The organism is Rasiella sp. SM2506, assembly GCF_050859505.1.
Classification (GTDB): domain Bacteria; phylum Bacteroidota; class Bacteroidia; order Flavobacteriales; family Flavobacteriaceae; genus Marinirhabdus.
In genome coordinates this window covers 917,745-933,990 of record NZ_CP193934.1, presented here as the reverse complement: position 1 = coordinate 933,990, position 16,246 = coordinate 917,745, and the positions used below count along the sequence as shown (strand labels likewise).

Genomic DNA, 16,246 nt, shown 5'->3' with positions numbered 1-16,246 from the left:
CTATGTCGTTAAAATCTTTCGCCGCCAAAATTTTCGCTAAAGTTGTTGTTGCCAAGATGAATCGCTGGGTAAACAACCCTGTGAAAGCACAAGAAAAGGTTTTCAAGAATTTAATAAAAAGTGCTGCGGAAACTTCCTTCGGAAAAGATCACAATTTTAAAGACATTTCAACACGCGAAGACTTTGCAAACCAAGTACCCATTAGAGATTATGAAGATTTAAAGCCTTATGTTGAAAAAGTTGTGCAAGGTGATAGTGATGTCTTGTGGCCAGGAAAACCATTGTACTTTGCTAAAACTTCTGGGACTACATCTGGCGCAAAATATATTCCGTTAACGAAAGAATCTATGCCTTCGCATATTCAAGCGGCTCGTAACGCTATCCTTTGCTATATTAATGAAACTGGAAATGCCAATTTTGTAGATGGAAAAATGATTTTTCTACAAGGAAGCCCGGAAATGAACGAGAAGAACGGGATACAACTGGGCAGGTTATCAGGCATTGTAGCGCATTATGTGCCTAATTACCTTCAGAAAAACCGCCTGCCCAGCTGGGAAACCAATTGTATTGAAGACTGGGAAACCAAAGTAGACGCTATCGTTGAAGAAACCAAAAACGAGGATATGACTGTGATTAGCGGCATCCCGTCCTGGGTACAGATGTATTTTGAAAGACTGAAAGCTAAAACGGGTAAACCAGTGGGAAAACTTTTCCCAAATTTCAACCTGTTTATCTACGGAGGTGTTAATTATGAACCGTACCGTGCCAAATTTGAAGCGCTACTGGGTAGGAAAGTGCCAAGTATAGAGCTTTTTCCAGCTTCGGAAGGTTTTTTTGCCTTTCAAGATAGCCAGAAAGAAAAAGGAATGTTGCTTCAGTTGGATAGCGGGATGTTCTACGAATTTGTTAAAGCAGATCAATTTTTTGAAGAAAACCCTCGGCGATTAACCATTGGCGAAGTGGAATTGGATATAAATTATGTACTTATCGTTTCTTCAAATGCTGGTTTGTGGGCCTACAATGTGGGAGACACGGTACAGTTTACCTCATTAAAACCTTACCGGGTGATTGTCTCAGGACGCATCAAACATTTTATTTCGGCATTTGGGGAACACGTCATTGGGAAAGAAGTAGAGCAAGCGATGAAAGAAGCGATGGAAGCTTTCAGTTTTAGTATTTCAGAATTTACCGTCGCCCCACAGACCGAAAGCTTGGCAAATGAACTACCGTATCATGAATGGTGTATTGAATTTGAAAGTGAGCCCGAAAACCTTCAGCAAATAGCAGAAAAACTGGATGCTTCAATGCAGCAACAAAACAGCTATTATTTCGATTTAATTGAAGGAAAGGTGCTGCAACCTTTGAAGATAAAGGCGTTGCCAAAGAATAGCTTTCAGGCATATATGAAATCCCAAGGCAAATTGGGTGGGCAAAATAAGGTGCCAAGGTTGTCTAACGATCGAAAGATTGCAGATTTTTTTAGAAAATAGTCTAAGGATTTTCTTGGAAAACCTGCGAGGTATGAGGAGGAATAGCTTGTTCCAAAGTATTATCGGGAAACGATCCTTGCAGACCTCTCCTGTACTCACCCCTCAAAGCAAAGCGAACTCAGGCCTCACCACTAATTAACCAGTTAACCAATTCACAAAGTAACGAAACTAGTATCTTTGCAATCAAAATGAGTTTAATCAATACACATAAAAGAACCCGGGCGCAGGAAAGTACAGGCGCCATTGAGCGTTTGTACATTACGATGCGCCATTTATTTAATCGCGGATTTTACAAGCCTATGGGGATTTCTGGGGAAACCTTGCGCGAATCTTTGCTAATATTACGCCCAGAAATATACGGAAGCATCGCAGAAGAAAAAATTGAATTACAGGGCTTATTATACGTTATAGATCGTCTTCCCTATGGAATTGAAGAGTGTACCTTCATAAATTTAACAAGTGACGAAGGCTATGCCAACTCACATTTTGAACCCATTATTCCCTCCAAGCGCCGTCGTAATTGCTACCGCATAGACGAAGAGCAGATGAATATTGAAGTAACTCGTGGGCGTTCAGAAATTTATGATGTCTTGACTCACCTTACTTTTTTGTACATAGAGTCTCATAAGATTATGAAACAGGTGATTATTAATGATGATGGACACGTAATTCGAGATTGGAAAAAATTAGAGGCAGCGGTTGAAAAGAAAGGCAAATTAACGCAAGAAGAAACGGAAGTTGCCTTAACACACACGGCAAATTTTTTAGGTCGCACTTTTGATGAGGTGAAAAGAGTATTCCCTTTATTTGCTTGTGAGAATAACCCCCACCGTTTTTTCAATATTATTTATTATTTAGGAAAATTAGCGATTGAAGAAGCATTGGGTGACCAAAAACGTATTATTACCTTTAGTCCCGTACTCCGCGAACGTTTAGGGCACCATATTCACGGCGAAAAATGGGCAAGAAATATAAAACAAACCCTAGTAAAAAAAGACCTTCTTAAGCGCCCTATTCACATAATTAGTGCCAATATGCACAGTGTGATGAATACACTTTTTGCTGAAGTTGCGCTTCCTGCTGAAAAAAAGAAACTGAAAGGCCTAGAACTCTACGAAGCATTGAGTGATGGTAAAAATGGAAAATTACGGGATAAAGTTTCTAAAAAAGCGTCAGAAAATGGAATGATCTATCTGAAGGATACCAGCGGCGCTAATATTAACGTACAAGTATTTGATACGGCTCAGTTTCCAAAGGAAATTTATGATCATTCAGAAAAAGAACTAAGCGAAAAACCCGTTATTATTGTGATGGATTATGCTTTTGGAGAGCAGGCATACGAAACTATGGACGAGCTTTTAAAACCTTATGTAGGTGACAATGAAAGTTTATATTTTATGAATGTTGCTTCCGTAAGTATTATGGGAAAAGCTGGAATTCTGGAAGGTGGGAAAGGAGATGTAATGATCCCTTCTGCACACGTTTTTGAAGGAACAGCAGATAATTATCCCTTTAAGAATAGGCTAAAAAAATCTCATTTTGAAGATGATGCTATAAAGGTTTGTACGGGCACTATGATTACCGTTTTGGGAACTTCGCTGCAAAATAGGGATGTCTTGAGGTTTTTCCACGAAAGTACTTGGAATGTAATTGGGCTGGAAATGGAAGGCGCACATTACCAAAAAGCAATTCAAGCGGCAGCCAAAATTAGAGGAAGTATTAGTGCCAAAACAAAAGTAAGATATGCTTATTATGCAAGTGATAATCCGCTGGAAACGGGAAGCACTTTAGCGAGTGGCGGCTTGGGTACAAGTGGGGTAAAACCAACGTACAAAATTACCGAAAAGATGTTAAATCAGATTTTAGAATAACCTAAAAATATATTTTGAAGAGCAATAAGGTATTACTTACAGGGGGCGCAGGTTTCATTGGTTCTAATTATGTACAGCATGCGCTAGAAAACACACAAGATGAAATTTTTGTCTTAGACAAGCTTACCTATGCAGGAAATTTAAAGAATCTTGAGGGCTGTTTAGGAGCGCATGGGGCCACTTTTATAGAAGGAGATATCTGTGATGAAGCCTTTGTAAAATCACTTTTTGAAACCTATACATTTAACCGTGTTATTCATTTTGCAGCGGAGAGTCATGTAGACAATTCCATCACGGGACCCGCTGCTTTTATTGAAACAAATATTGTAGGAACGTTTCATTTACTTCAGAATGCTTACAAGCTATGGATGGAGGGTCCAAATCAATTAAAAGAAGCGTTTAAAGACGCGAGATTTTTACACGTATCTACAGATGAGGTGTATGGAACTTTAGGAGAAACAGGCTTGTTCACCGAAGAAACCCCATACGCGCCTAATAGCCCGTACAGCGCGTCGAAAGCGTCTTCAGACTTTATTGTGCGCAGTTATTTTCATACCTACGGAATGCCTGTGGTGACTACCAATTGTTCTAACAACTACGGTCCCAATCAGCATAAGGAAAAATTAATTCCAACTATTATTAGAAAAGCAATCTCTGGTGAGCCTATCCCAATTTACGGTGATGGGAAGAATATACGTGATTGGCTGTATGTGTTAGATCATTGTAAGGGTATTCAACTAGCTTTGGATAATGGGAGATTAGGCGAAACCTATAATATTGGCGGTCGTAATGAGCGTCAGAATTTATACATTGCGCATACCATTTGTGATTTGTTGGATGAAATTCAGCCAAAGGGAGAAACAGAAACCTATCGGGATCAAATTACTTATGTGACCGATAGACCCGGACACGATTTTAGATACGCCATAGACGCTTCAAAACTAGAAAAAGAACTTGGCTGGAGTGCCGAGGAGAATTTTGAAAGCGGGATTAAGAAAACTATTGAATGGTATTTAAACCATAAAGACAGATTGTTGTAGCTATAATTTGAATTTAAGAACAGAGAACAGAGAACAGAGAACAGAGAACAGAGAACAGAGAAAACTTTTTAACTTTAGCGCACTCATAACTCTAGGCACTAAACAAATAGGCACTTTACACATATGAAAGGAATCATTTTAGCAGGAGGTTCAGGAACTCGGTTACACCCCATCACACTTGCGGTGAGCAAACAGTTAATGCCGGTCTATGACAAGCCCATGATTTATTACCCCTTGTCTACATTGTTATATGCTGGAATTAATGAAATTTTAATTATTTCTACACCACAAGACTTACCCTTATTTCAAAAATTACTGGGTGATGGTAAAAAGTACGGATGTGACTTTCAGTATGCAGAGCAAGCGCAACCTAATGGTTTGGCCGAAGCTTTTATAATTGGAAAGGAATTTATTGGCGACGATAAAGTGGCTTTGGTATTGGGGGATAACATTTTTTATGGCTCTGGATTAAAAGAATTATTGCAACAAAATAACAATCCTGAAGGCGGAATAATTTACGCGTACCACGTTCACGATCCAGAACGTTACGGAGTAGTTGCGTTTGATGCGCATGGAAAAGCGCTTTCTATTGAAGAAAAACCGAAACACCCGAAATCTAATTACGCAGTTCCGGGAATTTATTTTTATGACAATAGCGTTATAGAGATTGCGGCCAACATAAAGCCCAGTCATCGTGGAGAATTAGAAATAACAGATGTAAACAACGAATACCTAAAACAAGGTAAACTAAACGTGAGTATCCTAGATAAAGGCACTGCTTGGTTAGATACAGGTACCTTTGCCTCCTTAATGCAAGCCGCACAATTTGTGGAGGTTATTGAAGAACGTCAAGGCCTAAAAATAGGCTCTATTGAAGAAGCTGCCTATGAAATGGGATACATCACAAAAGAACAATTAACGAAACTAGCCGAACCCTTACTAAAAAGTGGCTACGGAAAACCATTATTAGATTTATAACCATTTTGGAGCTACAACAAACCCCATTAAAAGATTGTTTTATCGTAATTCCACGTGCTTTTGAAGATGCGCGAGGTGTATTTTGTGAAACCTACAACCAGCAAACATTTCAAAAAGTTACCGGATTAACCATTGATTTTGTACAGGACAACCAAAGTGCTTCTAAAAAAGGCGTGCTTCGCGGACTTCATTATCAAACAGGAGCGACGGCACAGGCAAAATTGGTTCGGGCTGTGCAGGGCAGGGTTTTGGATATTGTGGTGGACCTTCGGAAGGGTTCGAAAACATTTGGGCACTCTTTTTCGTTGGAATTAACTGCTGAAAACAGGAAACAACTTTTTGTCCCTCGAGGATTTGCACACGGGTTTATTACCTTATCAGAAACTTCAGTTTTTGGGTACAAGTGTGATAATTATTACGATGCGTCTTCGGAAGGAGGAATCATCTATAACGACGCAACCTTAAACCTAGATTGGTATCTTCCCGAAGAACAATTTATTGTTTCAGAAAAAGACCTACTACTTCCCACTTTCAAGGAAGCAACTTCATGAAAAAAATATTGGTAACAGGTGCTAACGGACAATTAGGGAGGTGTATACAGGATATTGCGCCTTCTTTAGAGGGGCTGTCATTTGTTTTTGCTACTAAACAAGTGTTTGATATTTCCGATAAACAATTAGTTAGCGACTATTTCAGCAACAAGAATTTTGATTATTGCATCAATACAGCGGCTTACACCAACGTAGAGCAAGCCGAAAAAGATGCTGAAAACGCTTTCAAAATCAATGCTGAAGGAGCGAAGAACTTGGCGGAAGTCTGTTCGGCAAATCACACCACACTTATTCATATTTCTACAGATTACGTTTTTGATGGGGAAAAAGGAAAACCGTATGTTGAAACAGACGCTACCAACCCCATAAATGTGTATGGCGCTTCAAAATTGAAGGGGGAGCATTATGTGCAGGAACTATGCCCACAGCATTATATTTTACGCACTTCTTGGTTATATAGCCAGTATGGACATAATTTTTTTAATACTATAATCAAGCACGCAAAAGCAGGGAATCCACTATCTGTTACAACAGAGCAAACAGGAACGCCCACCAATGCAAACGATCTGGCATTTTTAATTGTTGAAATCGTTAGAAAAAACCTAAACACTTATGGGTTGTTTCATTTCAGTAACGCAGGAAAAGCTACCTGGTACGATTTTGCCGAAGAAATTTTAACAAAACATTCACAATTAACCACGACAAATCTTGTTAAAACCGAGCATTATCCTACTTTTGCATCACGGCCAAGAAATAGTGTATTAGACACAGGGAAGGTTACAAAAGTGTTCGACATAGAAAATAAGGACTGGAAAGAGAGTTTGCAGTCTGTCATGTCAATTTCAGAAACAATGTAATATAGAATTATGGCACAAGAACATAACGACGAAGTAGATTTGGTGTACGTCATCAATAAAATTAAAGAAATTGTAAAAGGTTGGATCGTCCTTTTATTTAAAGCGATAGATTATGCTATAAAATTTTGGTGGGTAATCCTGCTTTTAATTATTGTTGGTTTTGGTTTCGGTTGGTATAAAGTAAAAGATCAAAAACTATCAAGAAAGTCTACCGTGGTGGTAAAGTTGAATTATGACTTGCAGCCCTATGTGGATAACGCTACTTTATTGTATAATTCCAAAGCGAAAAAATATGATTCTATCTTTTTAACCAAGACGGGCTTTAGCCCTTGGAATCCCGAGGTAAAAGAGGTGTTTATGGAGCCAATTATAGACTTTAAAGACATTACAGACGAGTACCAGATTAACGAAAGGAGCTTAGACATGTTGCTAAGCAGAATGGAGTTTGATGAAGAGAACACCTTAAATGATGTATTAGTTAAAAAATACGATTATTTTAAGTTGGATCTCTCACTTTCTGGATATGCAACCCCGGAAGATGTTCAAAAGTTTATCGATTATATTAATAATGACGCCCGCCTTAGTACCTATAAAGCCGAAGCTCAGAAAAACATGGAGGCGCAAATAGCGCACAACGACAAAAGCTTGGCGCTTATTGATGGAGTTTTTGAGAGCTATTTAAGCACCGAAAATGGCGGAACCGATATAGGACCAAGAGACAAAGGCTTTGACCTTAACGAATTGATGGATGCTAAATTATTGGTTCAAGACAGAAACCAGATTCTGAAAGATGAGATGGTTTTATCGAAAGACATACTAGTGCCATTGCACGAATTGCAAACGCGCGATGCAGATGGCAGGTTACTTAATAAAAAACATATTATCTACCCAATTCTTCTCGTGTTCTTGTTTTTCTTATTTGCTTACCTACGGTATGTTTTTGTATACCTGAGAAGAATAGCTAATGAAAATGAAGCCTAGACGCTAGATGAAAAAGAAAAACCTAATTGTATTTGGCACCCGTCCTGAGGCTATAAAAATGGCTCCTTTAGTGAAAGCTTTTCTTCAAGATTCAACTTTTGAAACAAAAGTATGTGTTACGGCACAACATAGAGAAATGTTGGATCAAGTTTTAGAGTTTTTTGAAATTACACCAGATTTTGACTTAAACGTCATGAAACCAAATCAGAATCTATACAGCCTTACTGCTACCATTATTGAAGGTATGAAACCGGTTTTGGAAGAGGTGCAACCAGATTATGTTTTTGTTCACGGCGATACCACAACTTCTATGGCGGTTGGAATTGCAGGGTTTTATGCAGGCGCCAAAGTATGTCACGTAGAAGCAGGTTTGCGAACCTTTAACCGGCAGTATCCTTTTCCGGAAGAATTTAACAGGCAACTTACCGGGCGTATTGCAGACTATCATTTTGCTCCCACGAAGCTTTCAAAAGAAAATCTTCTGAAGGAGAATACCAAAGATGAAACCATTTTAGTTACAGGGAATACGGTGATAGATGCGTTGCTCTTCGGGATTGAAAAGGTAACAACCAAGGGTTATAGTGATAGTGAAATTGAAATGCTTTCAGCAAAAATAGAACCTTCAAAAAAGATAATTTTAGTGACTGGCCATAGACGTGAAAATCATGGCGAAGGGTTGCTAAATATTTGTTCCGCTTTAAAAACCATTGCTCAAGAGCATTCAGAAACACAAATAATTTACCCTGTACATCTTAATCCCAACGTAAAAGGCCCAGTTCACGAACTGTTGGCAGGCGTTGATAATATTTTATTAGTACCCCCATTGGCGTATCCAGCATTTATTTGGTTAATGGAAAAAAGCTATTTAATTATTACAGACAGCGGCGGTATACAGGAAGAAGCACCTAGTTTAGGAAAACCAGTTTTAGTAACCAGAACCACCACTGAAAGACCTGAAGCGGTAGAAGAAGGAACGGTGCTGTTGGTAGGAACAGATAAAGAACAAATAATTACAAAGACAAAAGAATTGTTAGAAGACAGTTCGTACTATAGAAATATGAGTCAGTTACACAATCCGTATGGCGATGGGAAATCGGCTGCACGTATTGTAAACTATATAAAAGCATTGTAAAATGGAGCATAAACCGAGCGTGGTGATGATGGGATTGGGCTATATTGGCCTTCCAACTGCGGCCTTGATTTCTAGTAGAGGGCTACAAGTTACTGGAGTAGACATTCGAGAAGAAGTTGTGGAAACCATTAACCAAGGGAAGATACATATTGTAGAACCAGATTTGGACGGTTTGGTGCATCACGTAGTAAACAAAGGATATTTAAAGGCGGCAACGGCACCTGTTACGGCAGACGTCTATTTGATCGCTGTTCCTACGCCTTTTAAAGGAGATCACGTGCCGGACATCTCTTATGTAAGCGCAGCGGCCAGAACAATTATTCCAACGCTTACAGAAGGCGCTTTGGTGATTTTAGAATCTACCAGCCCCGTGGGTACTACGGAAAAATTACAGAATTTAATTTTTGCTGAAAGACCAGAGTTAAAGGGAAAAATATTTATTGCCTATTGTCCAGAGCGTGTATTGCCCGGGAACATCTTGCATGAACTGAAGCATAACGACAGAGCGATTGGCGGCATAGATGAGGCTTCTACGCAAAAAGCCATTTCGTTTTATAAGCATTTTGTAGTGGGCGAATTACACCCAACGAATGCCAAAACTGCCGAAATGGTGAAGTTGGTTGAAAATGCTTCACGAGACAACCAGATTGCCTTTGCCAATGAGCTAAGCATGATCTGCGACAAAGCAGATATCAACGTTTGGGAGATGATTGCTTTGGCCAACAAACACCCGCGGGTTAATATTTTACGCCCTGGAACAGGAGTTGGCGGACATTGCATTGCAGTAGACCCTTGGTTTATCGTATCAGAATTTCCTGAGGAAAGTCAAGTAATTCGCAAGGCACGAGAGGTAAATAATTATAAGACGGAGTGGGCTATTGAAAAAGTAAAAAATGCGGCACTTCAGTTTAAAGTTGAAAACCACAGAGAGGCTGTAATAGCTTGCATGGGATTAGCATTTAAGCCAGATATTGACGATTTGAGAGAATCTCCTGCTTTGTATTTAACCGAAAGTTTAGAAAAAGCAAATTTTAATGTACTGCGCGTAGAGCCAAATATTGAGAGTGAAGAGAACATGAATCTTCACTCTATTCCCGATGCTATCGAAAAAGCAGATATTGTGGTTTTTTTAGTAGCTCATAATGAATTTAAAAATGTAACTATACCTGCAGACAAGATTGTGATTGATTTTGTGGGATTAAAAAAGTGATTCAATGAAATTTTCTCAAGCTTTTGCTTTGCTAATATTCAGCATCAATATATCTTGTGATACGAACGTGGCATCCAAAGAGCAGGTTGTAAAAAATTTTGACGATAATATTGAAGATTCGCTAAACTCTTTTTGGTATACACATCAAGTAGCACATCCAGATAGGTTACAAATTGTAAAGGACCCCGACAATAGTGAAAATGATTTGCTTAAGGTTTCCCTAGAACCTGAAGATAAAGTTGCGAAGGGAAATAGAAGTGAAATTGTATTTAAACCGAAAGATTCATTTGGCTACCGTAATAGGTATTCTTTTAAATTTAAATTCCCAAAATCTTTCTTTAAAAAACAAACCACGCAAGGGCATATTTTATTAAATCAATGGCATAATGTCCCTTATCCTGGGTATAATTATGGTGATCAAATAGTAAAGGTACGGGTGCCATTTGCATTAATGGTAGAGCATCAACCAGATGGAACATTTAAAATGATACTGCACTATGGATTAAGAGTGAATACGTTAAATGATATGGTCTGGGCTGTCTGGCCTGGGGAATTGGGGCCAGATGTTTGGTATACTTTTGAAAATGAAATATTTTGGAGTTTGTATAATGATGGCTATACAAAACCGAAATTAAACGATATATGTTTCGAAGTAAAAGGAGAGCAGAGATGTAACTTTGAAGGAGCCAATATGTATCATATTTTACCCCATGATTATAAAATGGGTCTCTATTGGAATGGCAAACAAGAGAACAATATTCATATATTTTATGATGACTTTAAAATGACAGCAGAACGTATTGGTTATTTCCCTCCAATTACTAAAAAAGACAGTATAGTGAACAAGAAGAAATAATAAAATAGCCAATATGCTCTTTAACTCTTTCGATTTTGCAATTTTTTTCCCAATCTTCTTTGTGTTGTATTGGGTGGTGCATAAAAAGCTAACGCTTCGTAATATATTTCTGTTGCTTTCAAGTTATGTGTTTTATGCATGGTGGGATTGGCGGTTTTTGTTTCTAATTATTTTTAGCTCGATCGTAGATTTTGTGGTAGGTGGCCAAATAGCCAAAGCCAATACAAAATCGGCTAAAAGAATACTGCTTATTGTTAGCCTAGTGACTAACTTAGGGCTTTTAGCTTATTTTAAATACGCCAATTTCTTTATAGATTCGTTTATCAATTCTTTCAACTTTTTGGGCGGAAGTCTGGATTCGTACGCGTTAAATATTATACTTCCCGTGGGTATAAGTTTCTACACTTTCCAAACGTTGAGTTATACTATTGATATTTATAGAGGCCGATTACAACCTGTTAAAGAATGGCTTCCATTTTTTACGTTTGTGGCTTTCTTTCCGCAGTTGGTGGCAGGACCTATTGAGCGAGCATCACACTTACTTCCCCAATTTTATAAAAAATACGACTTTGACTATGACCGTGTAAAAAGTGGGCTGTTGCTGGTATTATTTGGGCTGTTTAAAAAAATGGTCATTGCAGATAGGGTGGCTATATTAGTGAATCAAGTCTATAACAATCCAACGGATTATTCGGGTATTGAATTAATTATTGCCACGGTATTCTTTGCGTTTCAAATTTATTGTGACTTTTCAGGGTATACAGATATTGCTATAGGTATTTCCAGAACGCTAGGGTTTGATTTAATGAAAAACTTTAAAAGTCCTTATTTTTCAAAATCCATAACCGAGTTTTGGCGAAGATGGCATATTTCGTTATCTACCTGGTTTCGGGATTATGTTTATATTCCGTTAGGCGGAAGTAGAAAAGGAAACTATAGAACCTACGCGAATTTATTTATTGTATTCTTAGTAAGTGGTCTTTGGCACGGCGCGGCTATTACCTTTATAATATGGGGTGCCGTTCACGGCGTATTTATTGTAGTTGAAAAGATATTGAAAGAAAAACCCTGGACCCATGAAGGAGCTGTGGCAAGATTCAACAAATCGTACGTCGGACAAGGATTTTGGATGGGCTTCACCTTTGTAATAGTTTGTTTTGCCTGGATCTTTTTTAGAGCAAATTCTTTTGCAGATGCTATTACTGTTGTTGTAAAAAGTTTTCAGTACAAAACAATTACCAGTAAATCCATCTATGGAATGGGGCTGGATTCGGCAGAGTTTAAAGCGGCATTGGTATTTATAGGATTGTTACTATTGTTTGAGGCTTTTCATAATAAATTTGGTGCATTAAAAGTGTTTAATAAGCAGTTTATTGTTATTAGATGGGTCTTTTATATAGTAGCAGTATTTGTTATAATAATTTTTGGGATGTATGGTGATGCCGCTCCTAAGGAGTTTATTTATTTCCAGTTTTAGATGAGAAAGTTTGTTGTCAAAATATCCTTCTTACTAGCAATTATTGTTTTAGCACTAACAGTATATCTAGATAGTTATTTTAGAACGGACGAAGCTTATGCAGCGAATATGCATGAATATGTTGAACAAGATAAAGTTGAGATTGCCATATTTGGCAGTTCGCATGCCTTAAATGCTTATGATCCGCGTGTGTTTGAAAATGAACTAGCCTTGAACACGTATAATTTTGGGGGTACTTCCCAACAATTAACCACGACAGAAGTGCTAGCTAAAATGGTATTAAATGAACACGATGTCCGCTTGGGAATTATTGATATATTTTCAATGTCCGTGTGGCCTGTGGTAAATGAAAGAGGTAAGTCACTGCAATTGCATAGTTTGGATTATGTTCCTTTTAGTGTTGCTAAATCAAAGAAAATGATGGAAATGTTTGATATGGCAGAGTGGCCCTATGCATTTTCTGAAACCTTACGATATCATGAAAAGTGGTCGAATACCGATCTTTCCGGCAGTCCATTCACTGAGCCGTATATTTGGAATGGTATCGATGCCTACAAAGGCTATAGAACTACGGGGTCTGGTATAGAAGAAAAAACATGGAATGAATTTCTAGGAGTTTATAAACGAAAAAACAAAGAGGAAGGAGTCCCTGAAGGTTTGACCCATGGAGAAAAACAGAGTATCGATGCCATCATAGATATTTTTAAAAAACACGAAACACCAATCTTGTTTGTAAATGCCCCATCTTACTTGAAAGATCATTCTAACGCAGACATAGCGTATGTTGGCTACATTAAAAGTTACTTAAGTGACAAACACATACCTTATATAGATTTTAACCAGTTATGGGAACCTTTAGAGCTAGATGCAACGTATTTCAAAGATCCTAATCACGTTAATTCAAAAGGAGCACTTTCAGTTTCATCATATCTTACAAATTACATACGTGATTCTCTAAAAATAGTTGGGAATCATGGAAATACAGAGCGCCTACAGAATCGATATTTTCATATAGAGGATGATTTTAAAAAGGTGTTGTTTTCTAAGAAAATGGATACGCTTACTCAAGAAAAGTTATTTGGGATTACAAGCGTAAACCTATATAGAATAGAAGACAATAGAATAGAGTTATTGTTTGAAGTGGAAAATGATACTACAACCACGCAACCTATAAGGTTAGAAATAACTTTAACTGAAGAAGAACAGCAATACTATCCCCCAAAAGCAATAATTTATGCCAAAGGAAAAGCAGTTTTATATGGAGAATTTAATAACCAAAGTATCATAAGCTATAAAGGGGTTAATTTTATTCCCTATACCTTTAACTTCCCTTTTGATAAAATCAAAAAAATGGAATTTTTTGCAGGACACCAACGAAGAGTCAAGGTATTTACCATTGAAAATTTAACGACAAAACTTTAATTTGTCCTTGATATAAAATTGTTTAACAAATTTATTAAATAACAAAAATGTTTACTAAAATAGAAATAACACATAGAACATGGTTGTATTTAGGGTTGATAACAGCGTTTTTGCTTAGGATTTTCAATTTAAATTATGAGGGTCTTTGGAATGATGAATTGTTTACTGCATTTTCTGCTAATCCATCTACATCGTTAGGGTACACTATTAACTTTGTAGGGGGCGATGTCCACCCACCGCTACATAATATTTTATCTAAATATTGGGCTGAAAATTTTGGTTATACCGATACTTCGCTGAGAATGTTAAATGTTATTTTGGGCGTTATAGGGGTGCTGTCAGTTTACCACGTAGCGAAGCTTTTAATCTCAAAGAGAGTAGCTATAATTGCCCTGTGGCTTGCTGTTGTTAATTCATTCTTAATAGAATATAGTCAAGAAGTACGCGCGTACATACTATTGTTTGTACTGGCCAATTACTCCTACTATTTTTTTATTAAATTTATAAGAAGCCCAAAAGATTCTAAGAGCTTACTCTATTATATCATTATAACTGCAGCGGCATTGTATACTCATTATTTTGCCTTATTTATAATGGTTAGCCAGGGAGTTACTCTTTTGTTTGTTATGGATTATGGAAAACTCAAAAAACTCTTTGGGCGTTATATCTTACTTTTTGCAGGACCATTAGTCTTGTTTGTTCCTTGGATGCCCTACTTTTTTCGTCACATGCAGCAACCATTTGTTTGGATTCAGAAGGCAGAATGGTCCATGATATTCTCTTTTCCACAAGCTTTTTTTAACGACTTGCTTTTAGGTACACTAGTGGTTTTGCTTCTCCTACTATTGTTGGTTTATTTCCTTACTAGAAGGATAAAGACCATAAAAGTTCTAGAGAATGCCTTTAAGGAGCATTATAATGCGCTTCTTATTTTGGTACTATGGATTCTAATATATTTTGGTGTCCCGTTTGCGAGATCTTTTATTTCGACAAGCAATATGAACGACAGGTATTTTATTGCCATTATTTGTCCTTTGTTGATAGTAGTAGCGTATTTTATATCTCTTTTTAGACATCGGAAAATTCAAAATACGGCCATACTCCTAGTGCTTATGTATAGTTTGCTTACTATTGCCTTAAACACTCAGCCTTACAAAGACAATAAAGGAATGTATAGAGATATTGTAGCTGAAGCAACCGAAATTGAAGCAACAACGCCAATATTATACTTAACAGCCAGAACTAGGAATTTTGATTATTATCTGAAACAAGCAAAATTTAGACAACTAAGACGAAGAGTCGTTGATTTTGATAAATTTATAGAAGAAAATCAACCAGAAGAATATGTTGTATTCATAGATTTGCACCATAAAATCTACCAGTTAGATAAGGTGTTGGATGAAGATAAATTGACATACAGTGGGTACGAGTTGATCCAAATGAAAGAAAAGAAAAACATAAACAATATTAAAACTGCACGTATGTTGCATTACAAGAAATCTAAGGATTCATTATGATGAAAATCTTCAACTTATTTAGAGTTCATCAATGGGTAAAAAACCTGTTTGTTTTCTTACCCGCATTTTTTGCAGGCAGATTGCTTGAGACAACTTTTTTTACCGAGTCCGTTATTGCTTTCTTTCTTTTTTCCTTTACAGCCAGTATTATTTACATAATAAATGACTATAAAGACATTGAAAAAGACAAACTCCACCCTGAAAAAAAACATAGGCCTCTGGCCTCTGGCGCCATTTCAAAACATACGGCACTACTACTACTAATTCCTTTGGTGGCTTTGGTGGTCATTGGCGCTTATTCTTTTTTGAATATACAAGCCATAGTAGTATTGGCAGCATATTTTTTAATGAATCTTGCATATACTTTTTATCTAAAAAATATTCCTATTGTAGATGTCACTATTATAGCATTAGGTTTCGTGTTCAGAGTATTGTTCGGAGGATTTGTAGCTGTAATATTAGTATCTAAGTGGGCACTATTGCTCACATTTTCATTAGCCTTAATTTTGGCTTTAGGAAAGCGAAGAGGAGAGTTGGTTTTAATGCCATCTAACACACGCAAAGCTTTACAGGGCTATACAGTAGAGTTTTTAAATATTGCGCTTACTATCGCCATTTCTATCACGCTCGTTTCTTACATTATGTATGCCGTGTCCCCAGAAGTAATTAAAAATTTTGGCTCGGACTATTTATATGTTACAACCTTGTTTGTATTAATGGGTTTGTTGCGCTATTTACAGCAAAGCGTGGTCTTTAATAAAACGGAGTCTCCAACAAAATTTCTATATAAAGACCATTTTGTACAGCTTATGGTTTTTCTTTGGGTTGTCTCTTTTTTCGTAATTATCTATTTAAATAAATAGG

At 37.2% G+C, this 16,246-nt stretch carries 14 protein-coding genes; all 14 read left to right on the top strand.

Features of this window, described 5'->3' with window-relative positions:
* The first annotated feature begins 2 nt into the window (after positions 1-2).
* The 14 genes from ACQ2HF_RS04275 (at position 3) to ACQ2HF_RS04210 (ending at position 16,245) form a co-directional block, all read left to right on the top strand.
* Entirely contained in the window at positions 3-1,490 is a 1,488-nt protein-coding gene (locus ACQ2HF_RS04275; protein ID WP_432412286.1) for a GH3 auxin-responsive promoter family protein, read from the top strand.
* Between the two features lie 188 nt (positions 1,491-1,678).
* Entirely contained in the window at positions 1,679-3,361 is a 1,683-nt protein-coding gene (locus tag ACQ2HF_RS04270; protein WP_432412285.1) for a DUF6909 family protein, read from the top strand.
* 14 nt (positions 3,362-3,375) lie between these two features.
* Positions 3,376-4,401 (top strand): dTDP-glucose 4,6-dehydratase, encoded by a 1,026-nt coding sequence (rfbB, locus tag ACQ2HF_RS04265; protein WP_432412284.1) that lies wholly within the window; start codon positions 3,376-3,378, stop codon positions 4,399-4,401.
* 123 nt (positions 4,402-4,524) lie between these two features.
* Positions 4,525-5,379, top strand: a complete 855-nt coding sequence (gene rfbA / locus ACQ2HF_RS04260; RefSeq protein ID WP_432412283.1) for a glucose-1-phosphate thymidylyltransferase RfbA — start codon at positions 4,525-4,527, stop codon at positions 5,377-5,379.
* 5 nt (positions 5,380-5,384) lie between these two features.
* Complete coding sequence (gene rfbC, locus ACQ2HF_RS04255) at positions 5,385-5,930, top strand: dTDP-4-dehydrorhamnose 3,5-epimerase (RefSeq protein WP_432412282.1); 546 nt, start codon at positions 5,385-5,387, stop codon at positions 5,928-5,930.
* On the top strand, positions 5,927-6,787 hold the full coding sequence (rfbD, locus tag ACQ2HF_RS04250) for a dTDP-4-dehydrorhamnose reductase (protein WP_432412281.1): 861 nt from the start codon (positions 5,927-5,929) through the stop codon (positions 6,785-6,787). Before rfbC ends, rfbD begins: the two co-directional genes overlap by 4 nt.
* A gap of 9 nt (positions 6,788-6,796) precedes the next feature.
* A complete protein-coding gene (locus ACQ2HF_RS04245) occupies positions 6,797-7,768 on the top strand; it encodes a hypothetical protein (protein ID WP_432412280.1) in 972 nt (323 codons plus the stop codon).
* Between the two features lie 7 nt (positions 7,769-7,775).
* Entirely contained in the window at positions 7,776-8,900 is a 1,125-nt protein-coding gene (gene wecB, locus ACQ2HF_RS04240; RefSeq protein WP_432412279.1) for a non-hydrolyzing UDP-N-acetylglucosamine 2-epimerase, read from the top strand.
* A 1-nt stretch (position 8,901) separates the two neighbouring features.
* The gene (gene wecC / locus ACQ2HF_RS04235) at positions 8,902-10,110 is read left to right on the top strand and encodes a UDP-N-acetyl-D-mannosamine dehydrogenase (protein ID WP_432412278.1); all 1,209 of its coding nucleotides are present in this window, start codon (positions 8,902-8,904) and stop codon (positions 10,108-10,110) included.
* Positions 10,111-10,114: 4 nt separating this feature from the next.
* Positions 10,115-10,966, top strand: coding sequence for a heparin lyase I family protein (locus tag ACQ2HF_RS04230; protein WP_432412277.1), 852 nt, complete (start codon positions 10,115-10,117; stop codon positions 10,964-10,966).
* A 13-nt stretch (positions 10,967-10,979) separates the two neighbouring features.
* Positions 10,980-12,443, top strand: a complete 1,464-nt coding sequence (locus tag ACQ2HF_RS04225; protein ID WP_432412276.1) for an MBOAT family O-acyltransferase — start codon at positions 10,980-10,982, stop codon at positions 12,441-12,443.
* Positions 12,444-13,865 (top strand): hypothetical protein, encoded by a 1,422-nt coding sequence (locus ACQ2HF_RS04220; protein WP_432412275.1) that lies wholly within the window; start codon positions 12,444-12,446, stop codon positions 13,863-13,865.
* A 47-nt stretch (positions 13,866-13,912) separates the two neighbouring features.
* On the top strand, positions 13,913-15,382 hold the full coding sequence (locus tag ACQ2HF_RS04215; protein WP_432412274.1) for a glycosyltransferase family 39 protein: 1,470 nt from the start codon (positions 13,913-13,915) through the stop codon (positions 15,380-15,382).
* A complete protein-coding gene (locus ACQ2HF_RS04210; RefSeq protein ID WP_432412273.1) occupies positions 15,379-16,245 on the top strand; it encodes a UbiA prenyltransferase family protein in 867 nt (288 codons plus the stop codon). Before ACQ2HF_RS04215 ends, ACQ2HF_RS04210 begins: the two co-directional genes overlap by 4 nt.
* Position 16,246: the final 1 nt, after the last annotated feature.

Excerpts from the sequence above, each read along its gene's own strand:
- wecC (WP_432412278.1), top strand. The coding sequence starts at position 8,902 with ATGGAGCATAAACCGAGCGTGGTGATGATGGGATTGGGCTATATTGGC.
- ACQ2HF_RS04275 (WP_432412286.1), top strand. The coding sequence starts at position 3 with ATGTCGTTAAAATCTTTCGCCGCCAAAATTTTCGCTAAAGTTGTTGTT.
- ACQ2HF_RS04225 (WP_432412276.1), top strand. The coding sequence starts at position 10,980 with ATGCTCTTTAACTCTTTCGATTTTGCAATTTTTTTCCCAATCTTCTTT.
- wecB (WP_432412279.1), top strand. The coding sequence starts at position 7,776 with ATGAAAAAGAAAAACCTAATTGTATTTGGCACCCGTCCTGAGGCTATA.
- rfbA (WP_432412283.1), top strand. The coding sequence starts at position 4,525 with ATGAAAGGAATCATTTTAGCAGGAGGTTCAGGAACTCGGTTACACCCC.
- ACQ2HF_RS04245 (WP_432412280.1), top strand. The coding sequence starts at position 6,797 with ATGGCACAAGAACATAACGACGAAGTAGATTTGGTGTACGTCATCAAT.
- ACQ2HF_RS04270 (WP_432412285.1), top strand. The coding sequence starts at position 1,679 with ATGAGTTTAATCAATACACATAAAAGAACCCGGGCGCAGGAAAGTACA.
- ACQ2HF_RS04220 (WP_432412275.1), top strand. The coding sequence starts at position 12,444 with ATGAGAAAGTTTGTTGTCAAAATATCCTTCTTACTAGCAATTATTGTT.
- ACQ2HF_RS04230 (WP_432412277.1), top strand. The coding sequence starts at position 10,115 with ATGAAATTTTCTCAAGCTTTTGCTTTGCTAATATTCAGCATCAATATA.
- rfbD (WP_432412281.1), top strand. The coding sequence starts at position 5,927 with ATGAAAAAAATATTGGTAACAGGTGCTAACGGACAATTAGGGAGGTGT.
- ACQ2HF_RS04210 (WP_432412273.1), top strand. The coding sequence starts at position 15,379 with ATGATGAAAATCTTCAACTTATTTAGAGTTCATCAATGGGTAAAAAAC.
- ACQ2HF_RS04215 (WP_432412274.1), top strand. The coding sequence starts at position 13,913 with ATGTTTACTAAAATAGAAATAACACATAGAACATGGTTGTATTTAGGG.